Origin of the sequence: uncultured Bradyrhizobium sp., assembly GCF_936928535.1 — a bacterium.
Lineage (GTDB): Bacteria > Pseudomonadota > Alphaproteobacteria > Rhizobiales > Xanthobacteraceae > Bradyrhizobium.
On the sequence record NZ_CAKZHY010000170.1, the window covers coordinates 1 to 16,856 of the forward strand.

Here is a 16,856-nt window from a genome sequence, read left to right on the forward strand (position 1 = left end):
GAGTTTGGGCCGTGTCTCAGTCCCAATGTGGCTGATCATCCTCTCAGACCAGCTACTGATCGTCGCCTTGGTAGGCCATTACCCTACCAACTAGCTAATCAGACGCGGGCCGATCTTTCGGCGATAAATCTTTCCCCGTAAGGGCTTATCCGGTATTAGCACAAGTTTCCCTGTGTTGTTCCGAACCAAAAGGTACGTTCCCACGCGTTACTCACCCGTCTGCCGCTGACGTATTGCTACGCCCGCTCGACTTGCATGTGTTAAGCCTGCCGCCAGCGTTCGCTCTGAGCCAGGATCAAACTCTCAAGTTGGACTTGAACTTTGAACCGGCTGATCACAACGTTTGACGAGGTCCCACCATTGTCGACCGAAATCGACTTGCTGCCTGCGATTCACATCGCGGACAACGATGGTGTTTCCTTTGAAACGTGTACCGCCGAAGTCTTTCGTCCTCTCTCAGTACTTAAAAGCCGAAGCTCTCAAGTGGTCCGAGAGGCGCAAGGACTCCGCCGTCCACGTTTCTCTTTCTTCATCTTCACTTGTCAAACAGCCCGGGACCGTGGAGGCCCCAACCTTCCAGAGTGGAAGGGTTCCGACACCCTTACCGACGTCGAATGACTCCAACCGATTGTGTCGGCTGTTGTGTCACTCAACAAGGTGAGGAGCATCAGTGGCGCGTTCGCTCGCCTTGGTCAGTGACCCGGCGGCGCCGCGCTCAGTGGTTGGGGTTATAGGCCCCACCTTCCGGGCTGTCAACGCCAATCGTCAACAAATCGTCGCACAGCGGATTGTCGTAAAAAATCTAGCAATTACAGCTGATTAGAAGAGCGCTGGGCGCGCCATGCGGCGCAGCTCGGTAAAAAATCTGAAAAAAAGTTTGGGCCCAAGCGGGCTCCTGAGGGGCTCGGAAGGGGCTCCCGGGGGGCGCCGGAAGCGGCTTCGGGCGCCCTTCGACCCAAGGCCCCCGCGCCGGGCTGTTCAGGAAACTTTTTCGATGCCGGGTGCCGTACTAGAGCCACAATCCCGCGGCGTTCTGGTATGACACAAGCTTGAATCGCCGGGATGCCAGTGGGGGCTGCCGGCGATGTTCATGGGGTTCAGAGAAGGCGATCTGACGATGACGCGGCCTTCTTCGGACATTCGAAAGACATCGAGAGATCTTCACCTGCCTAGCTGTTCGTAATTTCGGCCGGGCCTCATCCGGGGCCTTCTGAGTGCGAGCGCCTGTGCGATAAGGCTTTTGCCGCGATGCCCCTGCAAGAGGGCAACCGGGGAAAGTTCGAAGCGAAGGTTTTCGGGTCGTTGATTGGGGGACTTGGGTTGAACCAGAGGACGTCACGCGGCGCTTACGGGCGTGAGACCGGGATCATCGATCTCGGCCACGAGCCGCCGCTGTCCGTCGATGGTTCCGAAGCCGCCGTCATCGATCGCCGCAGAGTCTCGGTGCAATGGTTCAGCGGCACAATTCTGACCGGACTGTGCGGCGCAGCCCTGATCGGCGGCGCCGTTTTCGCATCTCTCGACGGCGAAATGACCTTCGCCAAGGTTCCTGAGCGGGTCGAAGGCGCGCTGCGCGGCGCATTCGGCGCTGGCGATCGCACCGCGACGCTGCACAAGAGCGATCGCCTGCCGCCGCCCAGCGACTCGACCGCCTCGCGCAACATCGTCCGCGTCTCGACGGTCGCCCGCGTCGGCAACCGCGACGTGATGCGGGTGCGCCCCTTCATCCGGATCGCCGGCAATCTGTCGATGACGACGAGCGATCTGTCGGCGAAGATTCCGCCGTTCAACGCGCAGCGCATGCTCACCGACGTCGGCTCCGATCCGAAGACCGCGACCGACGATCCGAACAATCCTGAAGCCGTCGAGCCCGACGCCGAGGTCTCCTTCGTCACCAAGGACCTCTCGCCGGTGCTGCCGAAGGCCAAGATTTCCGCCGTGGTGGCGCTCGACGACATCCTGATGCGGGTGCGCGATGCCGCCAATTGGCGCGGCAATGGCGGGGTGCGCTATGCCTCGCTCGCCAACGCGACCGCCGACGTCTCCGGCGCGGCCGGCGCATCCGACATGAAGATGGCCTACGCCACCGAAGCCTCGTCGTCCGATCCCTATGCCGGTTTCGAAACGCGCGTGGTGCCGGAGAACGTGACGCTGCTGCCGAAGACCAAGGAGCAGATCACCGGCGGCAATCCCAACGGCGAACGCGTCCATGTCGTCAAGAAGGGCGACAGCATCGGCTCGGTGCTGCGCGATCTCGGCGCCAAGGCCGAGGAGATCAAGGCGATCGCTGCAACGCTCGGCCCCCGCGGGCGCGACGGCGGCCTGAAGGAAGGCGAAAAGCTTCGCATCCTGATGGCGCCCGCAAGCCCCGGCGCAAGGCTGCAGCCCTACCGCGTCGTCGTCGCCAACGACACCGTGGTCGAGGCGATCGCGGCCCTGTCGGATCTCGGCAAATACGTCGCGGTCGACGTCTCCAGCATGAACACCGTCGCCGACGCCACGGCCAACGCCAACAGCGAAGACGATGACGACGATGACGGCAGCGGCGTGCGGCTCTACCAGAGCATCTACGAGACGGCGATGCGCAACAAAGTGCCGATGCCGGTCATCGACGACATGATCAAGATCTACTCCTACGACGTCGACTTCCAGCGCAAGGTCGCGCCGGGCGACTCGTTCGACGTGTTCTACGCCGGCGAAGACGAGGGCTCGAACGCGGCCGACAAGAGCGAAGTGCTGTTCGCCTCGCTCACCGTCGGCGGCGAAACCAAGAAATATTATCGCTATCAGAGCCCCGATGACGGTGTCGTCGACTACTACGACGAGACCGGCAAGAGCGCGAAGAAGTTTCTGGTCCGCAAGCCCGTCAACACCGCCATCATGCGCTCCGGCTTCGGCGGCCGCCGCCATCCGATCCTCGGCTACGTGAAGATGCACACCGGCGTCGACTGGGCCACCGCCTACGGCACGCCGATCTTCGCCGCCGGCAACGGCGTGATCGAAAAGGCCCAGCTCGAAGGCGGCTACGGCAAATACGTCCGCATCAAGCACAACAACGGCTACGAGACCGCCTACGGCCACATGTCGGCCTTCGCCAAGGGCATGGAGCCCGGCAAGAAGGTGCGGCAGGGCCAGGTCATCGGCTTCGTCGGCTCGACCGGCCAGTCGACTGGCCCGCACGTGCACTACGAAATCCTCGTCAACGGCCGCTTCGTCGACCCGATGCGCGTGAAACTGCCGCGCGGCCGTTCGCTCGAGGGACCGATGCTCGCCGGCTTCGAGAAGGAACGCGACCGCCTCGACGCCATGATGAGCGGCCGGGCCGGCGCGATTGCGCGGATGTCGGATGCGACGGGTGGACCGTTGCAGGTCAGCAACCGCTGATTTTTCGGATTAGACGTCAAAAGAAACGCCCCGGAGAGGACAATCTCTCCGGGGCGCTTTCATTTTGGGATGAACGCCGTTCGCTCAGTTCAGCTTGCGCTTCGACACCGGCGCCTCGAACTGGGCGATCTCCGCGGTCTGCGGCGCCTTACCGTTGAACGTCAGCACGTTGCCTTCTGACGAGATCGCGACACTGTCGCCATCCCTGACGTCGCCGGCCAAGATCATCTCGGCGAGCGGATCCTGAACGTAGCGCTGGATCACCCGCTTGAGCGGCCGGGCGCCGTAGGCGGGATCCCAGCCCTTGGCGGCGAGCCAGTCACGGCCGGCAGTATCGAGCGTCAGCACGATCTTGCGATCGGTCAGGAGCTTCTGCAGCCGCGCGAACTGGATCTCGACGATCCGGCCCATCTCGCTGCGCTGCAGGCGGTGGAACAGGATGATCTCGTCGACACGGTTCAGGAACTCAGGCCTGAAATGTCCCCGGACCATGCCCATCACCTGATCGCGCACGGCAGAGGTGTCTTCGCCCTCGGGTTGATTCACCAGGAACTCCGAACCGAGGTTCGAGGTCATGATGATCAGCGTGTTACGGAAATCGACGGTACGGCCCTGGCCATCGGTCAGCCGGCCGTCGTCGAGCACCTGCAACAGGACGTTGAAGACGTCAGGATGCGCCTTCTCGATCTCGTCGAACAGCACCACTTGGTAAGGCCGGCGCCGGACCGCTTCGGTCAGCGCGCCGCCCTCGTCATAACCGACATAGCCCGGAGGCGCGCCGATCAGCCGCGAGACCGAGTGCTTCTCCATGTACTCGGACATGTCGAGGCGAACCATCGCGGTCTCGTCGTTGAAGAGATACTCGGCCAAGGCTTTCGTCAGCTCGGTCTTGCCAACGCCGGTCGGCCCCAGGAACATGAACGAGCCCGTGGGGCGGTGCGGGTCCTGCAGGCCTGCACGCGAGCGGCGCACGGCGGTCGCGACCGCACGCACGGCCTCGGCCTGGCCGACGACGCGCTGTCCGAGCTGCTCCTCCATCTTCAGAAGCTTTTCCTTCTCGCCCTCCAGCATCTTGTCGACGGGCACGCCGGTCCAGCGCGAGACCACCTGCGCGATGTGGTTGGCGGTGACAGCCTCCTCCATCATCTCGCCTGAACCTTCACGGGCCTCGATGTCGGCGAGCTGCTTCTCGAGCTGCGGGATCCGGCCATAGGCCAGCTCGCCCGCCTTCTGGAATTCGCCGCGCCGCTGCGCGTCGGCCAGATCGACGCGCAGGGCGTCGAGCTCCGACTTCAGCTTCTGGGCGTTGGAGAGCTTGTTCTTCTCCGCGCTCCAGCGCGCCGTGAGCGCCGCAGATTTCTCCTCGAGCTCGGCGAGCTCCTTCTGGAGCGACTCCAGACGGGATTTCGAGCCGAGATCGCTTTCCTTCTTGAGCGCCTCCTGCTCGATCTTGAGCCGGATGATCTCACGGTCGAGCGAATCCAGCTCTTCCGGCTTGGAATCGACCTGCATCTTCAGCCGCGCCGCGGCCTCGTCCATGAGGTCGATCGCCTTGTCGGGCAGGAAGCGGTCGGTGATGTAGCGATTGGACAAGGTCGTGGCGGCCACGAGCGCGGAATCGGTGATCCGCACGCCATGGTGCTGCTCGTACTTGTCCTTCAACCCGCGCAGGATCGAGATCGTATCCTCGACCGAGGGTTCGCTGACGAAGATCGGCTGGAAGCGCCGCGCCAGCGCCGCATCCTTCTCGACGTGCTTCTGATACTCGTCGAGCGTGGTCGCGCCGATGCAGTGCAGCTCGCCGCGGGCGAGCGCCGGCTTGAGCAGGTTGGACGCGTCCATCGCGCCGTCGCCCTTGCCCGCGCCGATCAGCGTGTGCATCTCGTCGATGAACAGGATGAAGGCGCCCTCGCTGGCGGTGACCTCCTGCAGCACGGCCTTCAACCGCTCCTCGAACTCGCCGCGGTATTTTGCACCGGCGATCAGCGCGCCGAGGTCAAGCGACAGCAGCTTTTTGTCCTTGAGGCTCTCGGGCACATCGCCGTTGACGATGCGCAGCGCGAGGCCCTCGGCGATAGCAGTCTTGCCGACGCCGGGCTCGCCGATCAGGACGGGATTGTTCTTGGTCCGGCGCGACAGCACCTGGATCGTGCGGCGGATCTCCTCGTCACGGCCGATGACCGGATCGAGCTTGCCGTCGCGCGCGGCCTGGGTCAGGTCGCGGGCATATTTCTTCAGCGCGTCATAGGCGTTCTCGGCCGTCGCGGAATCCGCGGTGCGGCCCTTGCGCAGTGCCTCGATCGCCGCGTTGAGATTTTGCGGGGTAACGCCGCCCTTGGCGAGGATCGTTCCGGCCTCGCTGGTCTTCTCCAGCGTGAGGCCGAGCAGGAGCCGCTCGACGGTGACAAAGCTGTCGCCGGCCTTCTCGCCGGCCTTTTCGGCCGCGTCGAAGGTGCGCGCGAGCTCGGGCGCGAGATAGATCTGGCCGGCACCGCCGCCGGACACCTTCGGCACCTTGCTAAGGGCGTCCTCGGTCGCCTTCAGAATTGCACGGGAATTGCCGCCGGCGCGGTCGATCAGGCCGGCTGCCAGCCCGTCGGTGTCGTCGAGCAGCACCTTCAGGACGTGGAGCGTCGAAAACTGCTGATGCCCCTCGCGCACCGCAAGCGACTGCGCGGACTGGATGAAGCCCCTCGAGCGTTCGGTATATTTGTCGATGTTCATGGTCTTTTCTGTCCCTCGGCCTGCCCTCGGGGCCCTCTAAGGCACCCCAAACGGCATCTTCATTGGGTTTCCGCCTGATGCGTTGACGTTCCTCAACCAGCAGGCGGTCGTTATCAGCCGACGCTGGCGCCGACCTGACCCAGATGTGGGAAGCATGGCTTCGGATCGGAAGAGGCGCGTTCACAATTTCGTGCGCGGATCAGCCGGCTTGGCGGGTGCAGGTCGAATCCCCTAAGTAGGCCCATGAACTTCAGCTCAGAGCAGGTCGGCCAGACCGCCGAAATCACCGGCCTTTACCGCTACCCGATCAAGGGCCTGACGCCGGAGGCCCTGCTCCGGGTGCCCTTGCGGTCAGGCCAGACCCTGCCCGCCGACCGCCGCTACGCCATCGAGAACGGACCCAGCGGGTTCGACCCGGAGGCGCCCGAGTGGAAGCCGAAAATCCAGTTCCTGATGCTGGCGCGCAATGAGCGGCTGGCCTCCCTCGACAGCCGTTTCGAGGACACGACCAATCGCCTGACCATCCGCAAGGACGGCCAGATCGTCGCCAGCGGCGATCTCGAGACGGCAGCAGGGCGCGCCGCGATCGAGAACTACTTCACCGAGAACTTCCAGGTGGAGCTGAAGGGCCCGCCAAAGGTGCTGTCCGGCCGGGACCACAGCTTCTCCGATGTCGCGCGCAAGGTCGTGTCCATCATCAATCTCAACAGCGTCCACGCCATCGAGACCATGCTCGGCGGCGTTACCGTCAATCCGCTGCGCTTTCGCGCCAATCTCTACGTCAAGGGCTGGCCGGCCTGGTCCGAGCTCGACCTTGTCGGCCAGACGCTGGCGATCGGGCAGGCCCGGCTGAAGGTGGTCAAGCGCATCGTCCGCTGTCCGGCCACCAATGTGGACCCGGTCACGGCGCAGCGCGATCTCGAGATACCGCCGACGCTCTCGCGCCATCTCGGCCACATGGATTGCGGCATCTATGCCGAGGTGATCGCCGACGGCGAGATCGGCGTGGGTGATACGATTGCGGTGGAGCAGCCGAGACTGGTTTGAGCCCACGCCGGCTCAACACACTCCGTCATTGCGAGCGCAGCGAAGCAATCCAGGAATGCATCCGCGGAGACAGTCTGGATTGCTTCGTCGCACCAGCGCAAAATTGCCTAGCAATTTTGTCGCGGGCTCCTCGCAATGACGAGGCAGTGACTTCAATTCGGCATCACATACGCATAGATCCGGCCGCGCGAGATCGGGGCTTCGCGAACGCGGTTGCCGTTGTTGCCGGAGATCATGATCGGATTGCCCTGCGCATCGATGCCGGTGATGATGCCGACATGACCGCCGCGACCGCCGCGCGACATCACGGCGATGGCGCCGACCTGCGGGCCGGAGACGCGCGTGCCGTAGTGCGCGAACGAATTCGCCATATCCGAGCCGGTGCCGTGATGTCCGGTTTTTTCAAGCACCATGTTCATGAAACGCGCGCACCACAGGCTGCCGCGCCCCGTGGGGTTGCCGCCGAGATAGCGCCGCGCCTCGGACACGAGACCCGATCCGCCACCGAAACCACCGCTCATGCCCGCGCCGGCATTCGTGTTCGGATCATAGCTGGCCTGCGTGTTGGCAAATTGGCTCGCCTGCAACTGCTCCGCGCTGCGCTCGAAGCGCGAGATGCGGGCATGATGGCGATAGCGATGATGTCGGGCGTGATGCACGTAAGCGTGCCGTTCAGCGCTGTGACGATGATGTGGCCGCGCTGAGGCCGGAGAAACGAACGCAGCAACCGCTGCAAGAACAATCGCCAGCGCGACAACACAACGCGACAGGCGAGACGCAAACAACTCAACCATTCTTCATCCTCGTTGACACCCCCACTTCTCAAGTCGGCCCGTGCGATGGCCAACATCGATGAGGCCGTTAAGCCGTCCGATGTGGCGAGAAAAAGACGCAGGTCCTGCGAATAGCTGCGATGATTTTGCGGCAATGCTCAGATGGAGCTGCCTTATTGCGGACATCTGCATTAACTGCGATCCTGAAGCAGCGGCTTGAAGAGAGGGAAACGGTTAATGCCCCACGCCACGACCAGGGATGACGTCCGCATCTATTTCGAGGAAGCGGGTCAGGGAACGCCGATCATTTTTCTTCACGAATTCGCGGCCGACTACACCAATTGGGAGCCGCAGATGCGCTACTTCTCGCGCGGCCACCGTTGCATCACCTATTCCGCACGCGGCTACACGCCGTCCGACGTGCCTGACGGCGAGGTCTACGGCTTCGAGCATTTCTACACCGACGCGCTCGCGGTGCTCGATCATCTCGGAATCGAACGCGCGCATCTCGTCGGTCTGTCGATGGGCGCGTACTCGTCGCTCCAGATCGGATTGAACGCGCCGCAGCGCGCGCTGTCGATGACGCTCGCCGGCGTCGGCTCGGGCTCGGAGCTCGAAAATTTAGAGGCCTGGAGCAAGCAGTGCCGCGCCAATGCCGAGCAATTCGAGACCTTGGGTTCGAGTGAAGTCGCCAAGGTCACGCGCGAGGCGCCGAGCCGGATTCCCTTCCTGGTGAAAGACCCGCGCGGGCATGCCGATTTCTATGCCGCACTGGCGCGGCACGATTCCAAGGGGTCGGCGAACACGATGCGCGGCTTCCAGGGCGGCCGGCCCTCGATCTACACGCTGACGGAAGCGATCAGGAACACGGCAACGCCGGCGCTGATCATCTGCGGCGATGAGGATGACCCGTGCATCGGAGCGAGCCTGTTCCTGAAGAAGCATCTGCCCGCCGCGGGCCTTGCGATGTTTCCAAAGTCCGGCCACGTGCTCAATCTCGAGGAGCCCACGCTGTTCAACGAGAGCGTGGAGCGGTTCGTGACGCTGGTGGAAGCGGGGCGGTGGCCGGTGCGTGATCCAAGGTCCGTGGCTCATGGCTAGTCGTTCCGGGGCGCTCGAAGAGCGAACCCGGAACCTCGAGATTCCGGGTTCGATGCTTTGCGTCGCCCCGGAATGACGCCTACGGCGTCACTTCCCCTGCCCGCGGCTGAGCAGAAACACGCCCTGCTCGCCGAACAGATTCCACACCCACCATGGCAGGCGCAGCCGTAAGGGACGGCCGTAGAGATCGAGCGCTTCGGCGCGCTCCATCTTGACGTGGATCTCGTCGCAGAGCTCGACGAAGTCCTTGATGGTGCAGAAATGGATGTTGGCGGTGTCGTACCAACTTGCCGGCAGATTCTCCGTACGCGGCATGTGACCGCCGACCAGGAGCTGCAGCCGCATCCGCCAGAATCCGAAATTGGGGAACGAGACGATGGCGCGGCGGCCGATGCGCAGGAGATTTTCCAGCACGACCTTTGGCTGGCGCGTCGCCTGCAGCGTCTGCGACAGGATCACGTAGTCGAAGGCATCGTCTGGATAATTCACGAGGTCGGTATCGGCATCGCCCTGCACCACAGCGAGGCCCTTGGCGACGCAGCGATTGACGCCCTCGCGCGACAGCTCGATGCCGCGGCCGTCGATGCCGCGGGTCTCCAGCAGCTGAAGCAAATCGCCCTCGCCGCAGCCGACGTCGAGCACCTTCGAGCCCGGCTTGACCATCTCGGCGACCAGCAGATGGTCGGCGCGAAACGGGCCGGATTGCTCTGAGGCAAGGCCGTTGAGCGGCAGCACTTCCTGTACAGACATCGCTAGCCGTCCTTAGCCGTGAGCCCGCGCGCCTTGCCTGCCGACTGCAGGAAGGCGCGGGAGATGTCGAAGAACTCGGGCACGTCGAGCAGGAAGGCGTCATGGCCGCGATCGGTCTCGATCTCGGCGAAAGACACCCGCGCGCTCGACGCGTTCAGCGCGTGCACCAGCGCGCGCGATTCCGAGGTGGGAAATAGCCAGTCGCTGGTGAAGGAGACCACGCAGAACCGCGTCTCGATCCCGGCGAACGCTTTCGCCAGCACGCCGTCGTGGTCACCGGCGATGTCGAAATAGTCCATCGCGCGGGTCAGATAGAGATAGGAGTTGGCGTCGAAACGCTCGACGAAGGACGAGCCCTGGTAGCGCAGATAGGACTCGACCTGGAAGTCGGCGTCGAACGAGAAGGTCGGCAGCTCGCGGTCCTGCATGCGACGACCGAACTTGCGATGCAGCGCCGCGTCCGACAGGTAAGTGATGTGCGCGGCCATGCGTGCGACCGCGAGGCCGCGATGCGGATGGATGCCCTGATCGGCATAGGCGCCGTTGTGCCAGTCGGGATCGGCCATCACGGCCTGGCGGCCGAGCTCGTGGAAGGCGATGTTCTGCGCCGAGTGCCGCGTCGCGCAGGCGATCGCGAGCGCGGAGTAGACGCGCGCAGGGTACGCCGCGGTCCATTGCAGCACCTGCATGCCGCCCATCGAGCCGCCGACGACGGCGAACAGCGTGTCGATGCCGAGGCGGTCGATCAGCATCGCCTGCGCGCGCACCATGTCGGGGATGGTGATGACGGGGAAATCCAGCCCCCACACCTTGCCGGTGGCGGGATTGATCGAGGCAGGCCCGGTCGAGCCCATGCAGCCGCCGATCACGTTGGAGCAGATGATGAAGTACCTGGTGGGGTCGAGCGGCCGGCCGGGACCGACCAGCGTCTCCCACCAGCCGGGCTTGCCGGTGACGGGGTGCACATTGGCGACGTGCTGATCGCCGGTCAGCGCATGGCAGATCAGCACCGCGTTGGAGCGATCGGCATTGAGCTCGCCATAGGTCTTGTAGGCGATCTGGAACGGGGTGAGATCGACGCCGCAATCGAGCCGCAACGGCTGATCGGCGCCGAACAGCGCGACCTCCGAGCTCGGATGATCGACCTCATGCGACCGATCGTCGGCACTGATCGCAGGACTTGGGATCGTAGGACTTGGGACAGACTTGACGCCAACCATCTCTGACCATCGACCTCGTTTGCGATCGGACTTCAGATCGCGACTGACATCAGGCCATGAAAAACCCGGCCTGAACGATAGGTTCGGCCGGGATCGGAAGCGTCCCCGGCCTGTTTAGCGAGTTTTTTAACGTGGCTGCAAGCCGGCCGGCTCAAATGACCACGGAACAGGCAAAAACCTACTGGCTTGGGCCGATTTCGTCAAGTCGCGGTCCGGATTAGCCAAAATCGTCTCTCACCCGGCAGCCTTGCGGGGCGTCATTTCTCTTTGCTTTCGCCGTCCCGACTGCCTAATCAGGACGTTGACCGCAGCGGATCCGGCCTGCCCGTTCCGCATTGGAATGCCTCTCAACAGCTCCAGTCAGATATGTCCCAACGTCCGCCCGCGCCACCATCGCTCCAGGAATTGCGCAAGGAGATCGACGCGATCGACGAGGCCATGCATCGCCTCCTGATGCAGCGCGGCGACATCATCGACCGCCTGATCCAGGTGAAGCAGACCCAGGAGGTCGGCTCGGCGTTCCGGCCCGCACGCGAGGCCTCAATGATGCGCGAGATCGTGCAACGCCATCGCGGCATCCTGCCGCTCGACACGGTCGAGAGCATCTGGCGCGTCATCATCTCGACCTTCACCTATGTCCAGGCGCCGTTCTCCGTGCATGCCGACATCTCGGTGAGCGAGCCGGCGATGCGCGATTCCGTGCGCTTCCATTTCGGCTTCACGGTGCCTTACGTCGCGCATTTCAGCGCGCAGGCGGCGGTGGAGGCGGTCGCGAAATCCAAGGGTGATCTCGCGTTGGTCTCGGCGACCTCGAGCCGCACACCATGGTGGCTGGAGCTGGAAGCGAACGGCGCACCGAAGATCATCGCGCGCATGCCCTTCGTCGAGCGGGCCGATCATCCGGCGTCACTGCCGGTGTTCGCGATCTCGCGCGTCGCCGACAGCGCCGTGGTGACCGAGGTCGAGACCTTCAGCGTGCGCGTCTCCGGGTGGAACGCCGAGGTCGCGCGCGCGCTGTCGCCGCTCGCCGACATCGTGGCGGTGCCCGATACCGCCTTCGACGGCGCCGCGCTGCTGGTCTCGGTCACGTCAGACACCAGCATCGACAAGATCAGGGCTGCCCTGATCGAGGCAGGGGCCTCGGTGCGCTCCACGGCCCTCGTCGGCAGCCACGCAACGCGCTATACGGTGCCCCCGACCGGGCCAAAATCGTAGATCGCGCGCCGCCCAAAGCCTATCCGGAGTTGAAGATGTCCCGCCCCGTGCCGAATCCCGGCATTCTCGATATTGCGCCCTACACGCCCGGCAAGACCCCGGTGCCGGAGCCGGGCCGCAAGGTGTTCAAGCTCTCGGCCAACGAGACGCCGTTCGGACCCTCGCCCAAGGCGATCGAGGCCTTCAAGCACGTCGCCGATCATCTGGAGGACTATCCCGAGGGAACCTCGCGGGTGCTGCGCGAGGCGATCGGCCGCCACTACGGGCTCGATCCCAACCGCATCATCTGCGGCGCCGGCTCGGACGAGATCCTCAATCTGCTCGCCCACACCTATCTCAGCCATGGCGATGAGGCGATCTCGACCACGCACGGCTTCCTGGTCTATCCGATCGCGACCATGGCGGTGGGCGCCAAGAATGTCATTGCGGCCGAGAACAACCTCACCTGCGACGTCGACGCGATCCTGAAAGCCGTGACGCCGAAGACGAAGCTGGTCTGGCTCGCCAACCCCAACAACCCGACCGGCACCTATATCCCGTTCGACGAGGTCAAGCGCCTGCGCGCCGGTCTGCCCTCGCACGTCCTGCTGGTGCTGGACGCCGCCTATTGCGACTACGTGTCCCGTAACGACTATGAGATGGGGATCGAGCTGGTCGCCACCACCGAGAATACGGTGGTGACGCACACCTTCTCCAAGATCCACGGTCTTGCGGCGCTGCGCGTCGGCTGGATGTTCGGCCCCGAGCACATCATCGACGCCGTCAACCGCATCCGCGGTCCCTTCAACGTGTCGACGCCGGCGATGTATGCCGCGGTCGCCGCGATCGAGGACACGGCGCATCAGACGATGTCGAAGCAATTCACCGAGACCTGGCGCAACTGGCTCACGGATGAGATCACCAAGCTCGGGCTGAAGGTGACGCCCGGCGTCGCCAATTTCGTGCTGATCCACTTTCCGCAAGAAGGCAAGACCTCGGATGCGGCCGATGCCTATCTCACCAAACGCGGTCTCGTGCTGCGCGCGTTGAAGAACTATGGCCTGCATCATCAGCTACGCATGACCATCGGCACCGAGGAGGCCAACCGCCTCGTCGTCGAGGGCTTGCGCGACTTCATGGCCGGCAAATGAGCGTGGACCCGCACTTCCAGCGCGTTGCCCTGATCGGCTTCGGCCTGATCGGCGGCTCGATCGCGCGCGCTGCGAAGCTTCAAGGGATCGCCGGCGAGATCGTCACCACCGCGCGCTCGGAGAAAACGCGCGCGCGGGTGCTCGAGCTCGGCATCGTCGACGAGGTCGTGGCGACCAATGCGGAAGCGGTGAAGGATGCCGATCTCGTCATTCTCTGCATTCCCGTCGGCGCCTGCGGCCCCGTGGCGCATGAGATTGCCGCGCATCTGAAACCCGGCGCCATCATCTCCGACGTCGGCTCGGTCAAAGGCGCTGTTGTCAAGGACATGGCGCCGCATCTGCCCAGGAACGTTCACTTCGTGCCGGCGCACCCCGTGGCAGGCACCGAGCATTCGGGACCTGACTCCGGGTTTGCCGAGCTGTTCATCAACCGCTGGTGCATCCTCACGCCACCTGATGGCACCGACCCTGATGCCACCGCGCATTTGCGCGCGTTCTGGGCGGCGATGGGCGCCAAGGTCGAGGTGATGACGCCGGATCATCATGATCTCGTGCTCGCGATCACCAGCCATCTGCCGCATCTGATTGCCTACACCATCGTCGGCACCGCCGACGAATTGCAGCAGGTGACGGAATCGGAAGTGATCAAATTCTCCGCGGGCGGCTTCCGCGACTTCACGCGCATCGCGGCGTCCGACCCGACCATGTGGCGCGATGTCTTCCTCGCCAACAAGGACGCGGTGCTGGAGATGCTCGGCACCTTCACCGAGGATCTGGCAAAACTCACCCGTGCGATCCGGCGCGGCGACGGCGAGGCGCTGTTCGAGCATTTCACCCGCACCCGCGCCATCCGCCGCGGCATCGTCGAGATCGGCCAGGATTCGGCCGCACCCGACTTCGGCCGCCGGCACGGGCAGCTCGACAAGAAAACGGGCTAGCTCCGGTCGTTGACCTCCGCTACGCGGCGCCGGCCGGCAAGACCGGCGCCTATCTGCAGGCACACGCCCAGCATCCAGGTCGCGCCGAACAAGAGATTGCCGGCGGGATCGGAGGTCTCGTCGACGACAAAGGCATAGAGCGCGAGCAGGCCCGACCCGGCCGCAAGGAACGTGCCGGTCGCGCTGGCAAGACCGATCAACGGCGATCGATGTACCGGCCCTGCCCGAAGCTGCGGCCAGCGCGGGAGATCGATCCCGAGATAGGCGCCGATCATTCCGAGCACGATCAGAAGTACTGTGAATTCGACGGTGTCGAACCAGGGCAGCTCGGCCCGCATCAGCAACGCGGCGACGAAGGTGGCGCCGACCGCGCCCGTCATCGCCAGGCCAAGCCGGGCGACGATTTGCGCGAGCCGAAGGATCAGAAGACCGTCGGACAATTGCGGCGCTCTGAGGATTAGAACGGATAGTACCGGACCTGGGTCATGACGATGTTGTCGTCGGTCTTGGGCGCGCCGCCGACACCGGCGAAGGCGAAGCGCTGCGTGTAGGAATACTGCACGCCGGCTTTGAGCGTGCCGTAATTGCCCTGGTAGATGGTGTCGTAGATGCCGGCGGTGACCTGCCGGACTTCCCTTGTGTTGCCGTTGCAGGTCGCGGCCGGCGTGTTCTCGGTGAAACAGCCGGTGTTGTTGTAGAGCGGATTGCCGTAACCGAACGGCACCGTGCCGACATTGGCGAAATTCGCGTTGGCCTTTTCCAGACCCGCATAGGAATAGACGTCGAGAGTCGGCATCGCATGCCAGACCAGGCCGACCGTGGCTGCCGTGATCGTTAGCGGGAGGATGGTGCCGTCCTGCGCCAGCGCCGCATCCGGGAACGGCGTCTGTGTGAAACGTCCGAGCACGCCGTGCGAGCCGTAGAGCTGGAGGTCGAGCGTTTTCGGAATCAACTCGGCAAACACGTGGCCGCCGAAGCTGCCGGTATCGTAGGCGTGGTTGGCACCGTTGAAGCGATCAAACAGCTGGCGATAAAGCGCCCAAGCTTCGACATGCAGCTTGTAAGGTCCGAGCCGCGGGTCCCAGGCCGCTTTCACCGTGACGTCGGGCACCTGATTCAAGCTGACATTGTTGAGGCTGTTGAAGAAGCTGCCGCCCGGTCCCGTCAGATTGACCTGAAGGTTCGGATTGAGCACGCCCTGCGGTCCGACAGCGGGCGTGCCCACGGCCGGGACGTTGCCGCCAAAGAACGAGGTCTGGGCATTCTCGACGGAGGCAGCCAGCTTGAACTCGGGTCCGATGTCCTGCCAGACGCGCAGGCCCGGCTGTCGCGCCGAGATGAAGCCCGGGACGGATTCGAAGTCGATCACACCGGGCGCATCGACGCCGCGCGGATCGATGCCCGCCTTGCTCGGCGAGTTCAGCGACCAGGACTGGCCGGCGAGGAAGTGGAAACCGAGATCCCTGCGATAGACCTCGAGGCTGAGCTGCCGCATGCGGGGATTGAACGAGTTGGTCGCGGTCGAACTCGCCGTCTGCGCCGCGCCTTCGAAGTCGATTTCGCCGTAACCCGCAAGATGCGTGTCGGGATCGGCATTGCCTTCGGCGAGCACCGAGAAGCGGCTCTGGCGCGCCGAGAAGCGCGTCTCCGGTACGAAGAAATTGTGAGCCTGCTGATAGGGAATGAAATTGTAGACCGAGCCGGTGTCGGAGGCGATGTTGCGGGAACGGTAGATCCCGGTGAGATCGACCCAGCCGCCGAACGTCAGCGTGATGCCCTTGTAGCAGATCTTGCCGGCTGCGCAGGGATCGACGGGCAGCGCCTTGTAGGTTGCCGGCATCGGCACGACCTTCGACTGCGCCGCTTCGACCTGGCGCGTCTTACGCGCCTCCGAATCCACCTTCTGCTGCAGCTCTTTCAGCTTCGCCTTCAGCGCCTGAATTTCTGACGCGACATTGTCGTCGGCACGCGCCTGTCCCGAACAGGCAGCGAGTAGTCCCAGCATCAGTCCGCGAGTGATGATCCGCACGTAAGCCTCCCTCCACTTGGGAAGCAGGTTCTGGTCGTCGCGCCCCCGGCGCGTGCGTGCTTCCCTGGTGTGGAGTGATGCGCGTGGGCGGGTTGTTATTCGCTGGCTCGTGCATCTTCTGCATCACGTTTTCCTGACGATCATGTTCGGAATATTCCTGGCGCTTGCGCGATCCGCACGCGCGCGACGATTTGCGCGCCAACGCCGCGCGCATTGGGCCCGGCCGGACATGGCCGGGCCCAACTTCCGCGACGCGCAAAATCTCAAGGGGGATGGCGGCTATTGGCCCTTGGTCGCGCGGATCACCGTGGGACGCGGTGATGTCGCAGAAGGCGCGCTGGCCGTCGTGTTGCGTGTTTCAGGGCTCGCCGGATTGCGATCGACGGCGGACGGCGACCGCCACTGCGCGAACGCAGGCGTCGCGAACGCGGCGGTGACGGCGATGGCGGCAACGAACAGCTTGGACTTGGTCAAGAAAATCTCTCCTGCCTGAGCGGCCCGCTGCATCGTGGGGCGACATGGAGAGAGATCGGGCGTTACGGCTC

General features: G+C 64.1%; 13 protein-coding genes, 1 rRNA gene and 1 riboswitch. Of the genes, 7 read left to right on the forward strand and 7 right to left on the reverse strand.

What is annotated here, in order from left to right; genetic code table 11:
• Nucleotides 1-311, reverse strand: a 16S ribosomal RNA gene (locus Q0687_RS32995); the annotation flags it as partial.
• 1,009 nt (nucleotides 312-1,320) lie between these two features.
• On the opposite strand from Q0687_RS32995, the gene Q0687_RS33000 reads away from it, so the two are divergent.
• Entirely contained in the window at nucleotides 1,321-3,384 is a 2,064-nt protein-coding gene (locus Q0687_RS33000; protein WP_298886191.1) for a M23 family metallopeptidase, read from the forward strand.
• Nucleotides 3,385-3,468: 84 nt separating this feature from the next.
• On the opposite strand, the gene clpB is transcribed toward Q0687_RS33000, so the two are convergent.
• Nucleotides 3,469-6,108, reverse strand: coding sequence for an ATP-dependent chaperone ClpB (gene clpB / locus Q0687_RS33005; RefSeq protein WP_298886194.1), 2,640 nt, complete (start codon nucleotides 6,106-6,108; stop codon nucleotides 3,469-3,471).
• Nucleotides 6,109-6,351: 243 nt separating this feature from the next.
• Here clpB and Q0687_RS33010 point away from each other — a divergent pair, with 243 nt between their 5' ends.
• On the forward strand, nucleotides 6,352-7,155 hold the full coding sequence (locus Q0687_RS33010) for an MOSC domain-containing protein (RefSeq protein ID WP_298886197.1): 804 nt from the start codon (nucleotides 6,352-6,354) through the stop codon (nucleotides 7,153-7,155).
• A gap of 152 nt (nucleotides 7,156-7,307) precedes the next feature.
• Here Q0687_RS33010 and Q0687_RS33015 read toward each other — a convergent pair whose 3' ends face one another.
• Nucleotides 7,308-7,949, reverse strand: a complete 642-nt coding sequence (locus Q0687_RS33015; RefSeq protein ID WP_298886200.1) for a TIGR02594 family protein — start codon at nucleotides 7,947-7,949, stop codon at nucleotides 7,308-7,310.
• Nucleotides 7,950-8,165: 216 nt separating this feature from the next.
• Between Q0687_RS33015 and Q0687_RS33020 the strand changes: the two genes are divergently transcribed.
• Nucleotides 8,166-9,029, forward strand: a complete 864-nt coding sequence (locus Q0687_RS33020; protein ID WP_298886203.1) for an alpha/beta hydrolase — start codon at nucleotides 8,166-8,168, stop codon at nucleotides 9,027-9,029.
• An 87-nt stretch (nucleotides 9,030-9,116) separates the two neighbouring features.
• Here Q0687_RS33020 and metW read toward each other — a convergent pair whose 3' ends face one another.
• On the reverse strand, nucleotides 9,117-9,779 hold the full coding sequence (metW, locus tag Q0687_RS33025) for a methionine biosynthesis protein MetW (RefSeq protein WP_200471627.1): 663 nt from the start codon (nucleotides 9,777-9,779) through the stop codon (nucleotides 9,117-9,119).
• A gap of 2 nt (nucleotides 9,780-9,781) precedes the next feature.
• A complete protein-coding gene (locus Q0687_RS33030; RefSeq protein WP_298886216.1) occupies nucleotides 9,782-10,999 on the reverse strand; it encodes a homoserine O-acetyltransferase in 1,218 nt (405 codons plus the stop codon).
• Nucleotides 11,000-11,092: 93 nt separating this feature from the next.
• A riboswitch (SAM riboswitch) is annotated at nucleotides 11,093-11,172 on the reverse strand.
• A gap of 193 nt (nucleotides 11,173-11,365) precedes the next feature.
• Here Q0687_RS33030 and Q0687_RS33035 point away from each other — a divergent pair.
• The 3 genes from Q0687_RS33035 to Q0687_RS33045 are packed head-to-tail and all read left to right on the forward strand — an operon-like array spanning nucleotide 11,366 to nucleotide 14,282.
• The gene (locus tag Q0687_RS33035; protein WP_298886219.1) at nucleotides 11,366-12,214 is read left to right on the forward strand and encodes a chorismate mutase; all 849 of its coding nucleotides are present in this window, start codon (nucleotides 11,366-11,368) and stop codon (nucleotides 12,212-12,214) included.
• 35 nt (nucleotides 12,215-12,249) lie between these two features.
• Nucleotides 12,250-13,344: a histidinol-phosphate transaminase gene (gene hisC / locus Q0687_RS33040; RefSeq protein ID WP_298886221.1), complete on the forward strand. Its 1,095-nt coding sequence runs from the start codon at nucleotides 12,250-12,252 to the stop codon at nucleotides 13,342-13,344.
• Nucleotides 13,341-14,282: a prephenate/arogenate dehydrogenase family protein gene (locus Q0687_RS33045; RefSeq protein WP_298886224.1), complete on the forward strand. Its 942-nt coding sequence runs from the start codon at nucleotides 13,341-13,343 to the stop codon at nucleotides 14,280-14,282. The genes hisC and Q0687_RS33045 overlap by 4 nt, the downstream gene beginning before the upstream one ends.
• Here Q0687_RS33045 and Q0687_RS33050 read toward each other — a convergent pair.
• Nucleotides 14,279-14,722 (reverse strand): hypothetical protein, encoded by a 444-nt coding sequence (locus tag Q0687_RS33050; RefSeq protein ID WP_298886227.1) that lies wholly within the window; start codon nucleotides 14,720-14,722, stop codon nucleotides 14,279-14,281. The genes Q0687_RS33045 and Q0687_RS33050 overlap by 4 nt on opposite strands.
• A gap of 17 nt (nucleotides 14,723-14,739) precedes the next feature.
• Nucleotides 14,740-16,311 (reverse strand): hypothetical protein, encoded by a 1,572-nt coding sequence (locus Q0687_RS33055; protein ID WP_298886230.1) that lies wholly within the window; start codon nucleotides 16,309-16,311, stop codon nucleotides 14,740-14,742.
• Between the two features lie 52 nt (nucleotides 16,312-16,363).
• On the opposite strand from Q0687_RS33055, the gene Q0687_RS33060 reads away from it, so the two are divergent.
• Nucleotides 16,364-16,804: a hypothetical protein gene (locus tag Q0687_RS33060; protein ID WP_298886233.1), complete on the forward strand. Its 441-nt coding sequence runs from the start codon at nucleotides 16,364-16,366 to the stop codon at nucleotides 16,802-16,804.
• Nucleotides 16,805-16,856 lie beyond the last annotated feature (52 nt).

Excerpts from the sequence above, each read along its gene's own strand:
- clpB (WP_298886194.1), bottom strand. The coding sequence starts at position 6,108 with ATGAACATCGACAAATATACCGAACGCTCGAGGGGCTTCATCCAGTCC.
- Q0687_RS33010 (WP_298886197.1), top strand. The coding sequence starts at position 6,352 with ATGAACTTCAGCTCAGAGCAGGTCGGCCAGACCGCCGAAATCACCGGC.
- Q0687_RS33015 (WP_298886200.1), bottom strand. The coding sequence starts at position 7,949 with ATGGTTGAGTTGTTTGCGTCTCGCCTGTCGCGTTGTGTTGTCGCGCTG.
- Q0687_RS33020 (WP_298886203.1), top strand. The coding sequence starts at position 8,166 with ATGCCCCACGCCACGACCAGGGATGACGTCCGCATCTATTTCGAGGAA.
- metW (WP_200471627.1), bottom strand. The coding sequence starts at position 9,779 with ATGTCTGTACAGGAAGTGCTGCCGCTCAACGGCCTTGCCTCAGAGCAA.
- Q0687_RS33030 (WP_298886216.1), bottom strand. The coding sequence starts at position 10,999 with ATGGTTGGCGTCAAGTCTGTCCCAAGTCCTACGATCCCAAGTCCTGCG.
- Q0687_RS33035 (WP_298886219.1), top strand. The coding sequence starts at position 11,366 with ATGTCCCAACGTCCGCCCGCGCCACCATCGCTCCAGGAATTGCGCAAG.
- hisC (WP_298886221.1), top strand. The coding sequence starts at position 12,250 with ATGTCCCGCCCCGTGCCGAATCCCGGCATTCTCGATATTGCGCCCTAC.
- Q0687_RS33045 (WP_298886224.1), top strand. The coding sequence starts at position 13,341 with ATGAGCGTGGACCCGCACTTCCAGCGCGTTGCCCTGATCGGCTTCGGC.